At 55.5% G+C, this 506-nt stretch carries 2 protein-coding genes; one reads left to right on the plus strand and one right to left on the minus strand.

Going from position 1 to position 506, the window contains the following annotated elements:
• Positions 1-31: 31 nt before the first annotated feature.
• Positions 32-316 (plus strand): hypothetical protein, encoded by a 285-nt coding sequence (locus tag AC27KL_RS28270; RefSeq protein WP_487171820.1) that lies wholly within the window; start codon positions 32-34, stop codon positions 314-316.
• Here AC27KL_RS28270 and AC27KL_RS28275 read toward each other — a convergent pair.
• Positions 268-506, minus strand: a 239-nt coding sequence (locus tag AC27KL_RS28275; RefSeq protein WP_487171821.1) for a DUF2203 family protein, incomplete at its 5' end; no start/stop codon positions are given. The two genes, AC27KL_RS28270 and AC27KL_RS28275, sit on opposite strands and share 49 nt — an antisense overlap.

The raw sequence follows: 506 nt of genomic DNA on the forward strand, positions 1-506 counted from the left end.
GAACAAGAATACGTAGAAAAGGAGAGAAAGTATGGGAGAATGCAAGCTGGATCACAGCAAAGAGGATGTGCAAAAGAAGTTGGCCGAGCAAGCGCCGTTTTTGTCCGAAGAGCGGGTAGGGCAGTTCCAGCGCATGCTGGAAGGACAGCTTAGCCAGGAGCGTTTGAACGAGCTGTTTCACCTGTTGAAAAAATACGATCTGGCAAGCCCGGAAGAGCGCCTCGCGAGCGAACAGCAGATGGATCGGCTGTTGGGCGAAAAAAGCCGTCACCGGATCGGCTTGCGACCCATGAAGCCCTCGCGCAACCCGTGGTAGTGGGTGATGGATCCCTCGCCCTCGCGCCAGCACAGGAGCACTTCTTCGCCGTCGATGATCGCGGGAAAGTCGAACAGGCCGATGTCGATGTCCTTCACCTGGATGCCTTTGCCGATCAGTTGGGTGACGTGCATCTTCGCTTCCAGTTCGAGAAACTCAAGCTGGCATTCCACCGAAAAGAGCGCCTCTT

Source organism: Paenibacillus sp. YAE3, from assembly GCF_057546105.1.

Coding starts and splice junctions, on each gene's coding strand:
- AC27KL_RS28270 (WP_487171820.1), top strand. CDS start 32: ATGGGAGAATGCAAGCTGGATCACAGCAAAGAGGATGTGCAAAAGAAG.